Here is a 4054-nt window from a genome sequence, read left to right on the forward strand (position 1 = left end):
CCTCTTTTTAAAAGAATAAGCTAAAAAATTAAAAATTATTTCTCAGTCTCGAACAAAGCAGCAACAAATGATTTAGCAGAGAAAGGACGCAAATCGTCAATCTTTTCCCCAACACCGATATAACGAATCGGCACATGAGTACGACTTGCGATATTGAATAAGACACCACCTTTAGCAGTACCATCTAACTTAGTAATTGTAATACCAGTCAAGCCAACAGCCTCATCAAAAAGCTGTACTTGATTGATCGCATTCTGCCCTGTACCAGCATCCACAATAAGCATAATTTCATGTGGTGCAGTCGCATCTATCTTTTGCATTACGCGCTTAACTTTTTTTAACTCTTCCATTAAGTTAGATTTGTTTTGCAAACGCCCTGCCGTGTCAGCAATGAGAACATCGATGCCTTTTGCACGGGCACTTTCGAATGCATCAAAAATCACAGAAGCACTGTCTGCACCATGACCCTGTGCAACAACTGGGATATCGTTACGCTCGCCCCAGATCTGCAGTTGTTCAGTCGCTGCGGCACGGAAAGTATCACCAGCGGCAAGCATGACCTTCTTTCCTTCACCCTGTAAACGTTTTGCAAGCTTACCAATGGTTGTTGTCTTACCAACACCATTTACACCTACCATTAAAATGACATAAGGAGACTTGTTAGGATCAATATGTAGTGGCTTCACACGAGGAGCCAATAATGCTACCAACTCTTCTTGCAATGCTTTATACAAAGCATGTGAATAGATCAAATCTCCACGTGCTGTACGCTCTGTCAGATTTGCGATAATTGTTTTTGTTGCCTCAACACCGATATCTGCAACCAAAAGTTGTTCTTCAACTTCTTCTAATAGCTCATCATCGATTTCTTTACCACCGATCAAAATATTGACCATACCATCGGTAAAACTACGACGAGTTTTGGTTAATCCATCCTTCATACGTCCAAAGAAACCTGTTGATTTGGTTTCTTCTTCCTCTTCTGAAGATACTGATTGATGTTGCTCAGTTATTTCGACGTTAGTAGCTGGTGCAGGTGTTGTCTCAACTGTTGTTTTTACAGCTGGCTCAATAATGGGAACATCGACAGCAGGTAAACTCGGTAATGTGACATCATCATCGCCGATATCAGCATCTATCAAGAATTTATTTTGCATATTCGATTGCTGTTGCATGTCAATTCCTTGAGAATAAAGCAGCTTTTTAAAAAGATGGTCAGTCTAGCATAAATAGATTTTATTTTCCCGACTGCTACAAATCCCTCATTTATAATTAAATTACTTTGATTAAAACTCATTCATCATCGAGCGAAAGTGCAGGATATTCTTGGATACGTGTAGATTCAAATTGAAACGCATTTAATAGTTTTAAATATTCGACCCGACGAATTTTTTGAGCTTGTAAAACATTCAAAGCCATAGCCTGCGTTTTAGGATGGCTAGCTTGTTCAGCCAATTGCATAACCTTCAGATATTGATCCTGAGTCACTGGTCGTAGCAGAGCATTAAATGAAAGAATAAAAATGGCTATTAGAATAAATATCACTAAATAGACATTAAACTGATCTAATTTATGCCCTAATTTTAGCTCTAAGATTTTATGTTTTAAATGTTTAGACAGCATGACTAACCTCAATATTAGAAGTAGTGTATGTGCCTACGTAACTCAGTACAAGACTCACGTTCAATAAGCCGCCAAAATGTCGTTTATTGAACGTGATGGTTATAGGTCAACTTACTAATGTACGTACAAAGGCGAAGTAAAGGATAAATGCAATAATCACTAAACTAACAAATACAGCAAACATTCCCACTCCACTTTCTGCATCTGCTGGATGTAAATCATCATCATCTGCTATACGGCGCAGCTCTCCGTTATAAATTTCATAAAAACGATCTTTTTGCTCTGGGCTAAGCGTACTCGCAAAATCATAAACCCTTTTACGCTGAGCTAAACAATAATCACCCAAATGAATTTCTTGATGGAAAATAGCCTCATCAAGTAATTTTCGATGATGATGTGCCAATTCAATAATTTGATTTTCAGATGGTGGAACATCAAAGGTTAAACCATCGATTACGTTTGACATGTTATTCTCCTTTTCTATTATTTTCACTTTGATTTTACTTAAAATTATTTGCTAGAAATGTTTAATCGTGTAAGCTTTTATTTACAGAAAGACACTCGATATATTTGACAATTCCATTATTTTTGTCATAATAATTTAACAATTCAAAGTTAAATTAGCTTATATTCAAAGTAAAGTGTCTTTGGATAGAATTTGCGGTAATCATAATTAAAATAAGGAGTTATATATGATTCAACATTTCACACAACACGAACTAGAGCATGTGTATGCAAATGCGGTTAATACCATTCAATCGCAAAAAAACTTTCAAGATGCAGTGAAAGAACTTGAAGAAGTAGCAAAAGCAGGTCATGGTAAAGCAGCATTGTTTCTAGCAGAATTGTATTATCAAGGTTTCCGAGTAGAGCGTGATTCACTTAAAGCTCAATACTGGCAAAAGATGGCAACCTTACAAGCATAAAGAGACGTCACCTAGGTGGCGTTTTTTTATGCCTGCAACAAAGATAAAAAGTTATCTTTATCTGAGTTAAAAAATGTAATTTCTTTAGCATCTAAAATTTAATTAGAGCTTACTTTTTTCAATAAATGTGATGCAGATTACGATTTATTGAAATAATTAGAATATTTGCTTACCATTTTGATGAATTGATTAAACATAAATGCAAAGTATATTTCTTATAATAAAACATGAGTTTATAACTATATAAGTTTAAGAATATGTATCGGTTTAACCATTTTCAACCTGTTTCTCGTGAGTTGATGATTAAAATTTCAATCCTAAAAACAATGATGTATTGCGGTGTACTTTGGGGTCTTTATCATCAAGGTTGGGCAATCAAATCTGATCAAGATGGTCACGTATTCCCTTTTTGGCTAAATGGCGTCCAAGCACACCGTTATGCAAAATCACATTGGAAACATTACCAACCACGTAAAATCACACCTAAAGACTTTCACGAATCGTTGCTACCTACTTTGACCCGATTACAAGTTGAACCTGCTTTATTTAATTCTTCGCACAGAAAATTCAAACTTTCTACTCAACAAATGCAGCACTTTTTCTTTATGCCAAAAGACACTGTAATGCCAGCAGTATAAAGCATCTAATCAATGATGACTTTTTAAGCACTTACATTAAAAAGTCATCATCGAAGATAAATTAGGGCTTTGCATTTAAAAAAAATACCGTTAAGTTAAATGAAAATGACAATACAACACAGGTGGATAAATAATGACAATCGTTGCTCAAGTCATCAAGAATAAAGCTGTACAATCTATTTTTACGATTTCACCAAATGCGACTGTACTTGAAGCAATTAAAATCATGGCAGATAAAGGTGTTGGTGCTTTAGTCGTTGCAGAAGATGAAAAAGTGGTTGGAATTTTCTCTGAGCGTGACTATACACGTAAAATCGCCTTGATGGAGCGCTCTTCAAATAATACGCTTGTTTCGGACATTATGACTTCAAAAGTGATTTCTGTAAGCTTAAACAATACAGTTGAAGAATGCTTAAACTTAATGACAGATCGTCATTTACGCCATTTACCTGTTCTTGAGAATGAAAAATTAGTTGGTTTTATTTCAATTGGTGATTTAGTCAAAGCTGCCATGGAAGATCAGCGTGTTTTAATTGAACAGTTACAACAGTATATTTCTGGCTAATTGATTAATATAAAAAAGGGCAATTTAATTGCCCTTTTTTTATTTACAAAGATCAACCTTTCAAGAAACTCTGAATGGTTGGTACAAGACGCTTAAGAAGATCGTCTGCTTGTTCTTGTGTCATGTTTAATGGAGGAAGTAAACGAACCACTGAACCTGCGGTTACGTTAACAATTAATTTGTATTCATCACGAGCGATTGCAACAATTTCAGCACAATCTTTAGGTAATTGAATACCAATCATCATACCAAAACCACGAACTTGAACATTCAAATCATTTAAATGCACTTTGAGCTGTTCA

7 protein-coding genes are annotated in these 4054 nt (G+C 35.3%); 3 read left to right on the forward strand and 4 right to left on the reverse strand.

What is annotated here, in order from left to right:
• Positions 1–35: 35 nt before the first annotated feature.
• The 3 genes from ftsY to A2003_RS04300 all read right to left on the reverse strand — a co-directional run bounded on the left by ftsY (position 36) and on the right by A2003_RS04300 (position 2089).
• A complete protein-coding gene (gene ftsY, locus A2003_RS04290) occupies positions 36–1175 on the reverse strand; it encodes a signal recognition particle-docking protein FtsY (protein WP_004954150.1) in 1140 nt (379 codons plus the stop codon).
• A 118-nt stretch (positions 1176–1293) separates the two neighbouring features.
• Positions 1294–1623: a hypothetical protein gene (locus tag A2003_RS04295; protein ID WP_112986409.1), complete on the reverse strand. Its 330-nt coding sequence runs from the start codon at positions 1621–1623 to the stop codon at positions 1294–1296.
• Positions 1624–1729: 106 nt separating this feature from the next.
• Positions 1730–2089 (reverse strand): hypothetical protein, encoded by a 360-nt coding sequence (locus A2003_RS04300; RefSeq protein WP_004954146.1) that lies wholly within the window; start codon positions 2087–2089, stop codon positions 1730–1732.
• A gap of 226 nt (positions 2090–2315) precedes the next feature.
• On the opposite strand from A2003_RS04300, the gene A2003_RS04305 reads away from it, so the two are divergent.
• The 3 genes from A2003_RS04305 (at position 2316) to A2003_RS04315 (ending at position 3752) form a co-directional block, all read left to right on the forward strand.
• Positions 2316–2549 carry an SEL1-like repeat protein gene (locus tag A2003_RS04305; RefSeq protein ID WP_004911406.1) on the forward strand — a complete coding sequence of 78 codons (234 nt, stop codon included), beginning with the start codon at positions 2316–2318 and terminating at the stop codon, positions 2547–2549.
• A gap of 257 nt (positions 2550–2806) precedes the next feature.
• Entirely contained in the window at positions 2807–3187 is a 381-nt protein-coding gene (locus A2003_RS04310; protein WP_004911409.1) for a DUF2750 domain-containing protein, read from the forward strand.
• 133 nt (positions 3188–3320) lie between these two features.
• Positions 3321–3752 carry a CBS domain-containing protein gene (locus A2003_RS04315; RefSeq protein ID WP_004911413.1) on the forward strand — a complete coding sequence of 144 codons (432 nt, stop codon included), beginning with the start codon at positions 3321–3323 and terminating at the stop codon, positions 3750–3752.
• 52 nt (positions 3753–3804) lie between these two features.
• Here the strand turns inward: A2003_RS04315 and A2003_RS04320 are convergent.
• A partial coding sequence (locus A2003_RS04320) for an aminotransferase class III-fold pyridoxal phosphate-dependent enzyme (protein ID WP_286686855.1) occupies positions 3805–4054 on the reverse strand: 250 nt, incomplete at its 5' end.

The organism is Acinetobacter sp. GWC1_38_13 (assembly GCF_001767535.1).
Lineage (GTDB): Bacteria > Pseudomonadota > Gammaproteobacteria > Pseudomonadales > Moraxellaceae > Acinetobacter > Acinetobacter junii.

What these genes read in the sequence shown, in the direction of transcription:
- ftsY (WP_004954150.1), bottom strand. Translation starts at nt 1,175, where the DNA reads ATGCAACAGCAATCGAATATGCAAAATAAATTCTTGATAGATGCTGAT.
- A2003_RS04295 (WP_112986409.1), bottom strand. Translation starts at nt 1,623, where the DNA reads ATGCTGTCTAAACATTTAAAACATAAAATCTTAGAGCTAAAATTAGGG.
- A2003_RS04300 (WP_004954146.1), bottom strand. Translation starts at nt 2,089, where the DNA reads ATGTCAAACGTAATCGATGGTTTAACCTTTGATGTTCCACCATCTGAA.
- A2003_RS04305 (WP_004911406.1), top strand. Translation starts at nt 2,316, where the DNA reads ATGATTCAACATTTCACACAACACGAACTAGAGCATGTGTATGCAAAT.
- A2003_RS04310 (WP_004911409.1), top strand. Translation starts at nt 2,807, where the DNA reads ATGTATCGGTTTAACCATTTTCAACCTGTTTCTCGTGAGTTGATGATT.
- A2003_RS04315 (WP_004911413.1), top strand. Translation starts at nt 3,321, where the DNA reads ATGACAATCGTTGCTCAAGTCATCAAGAATAAAGCTGTACAATCTATT.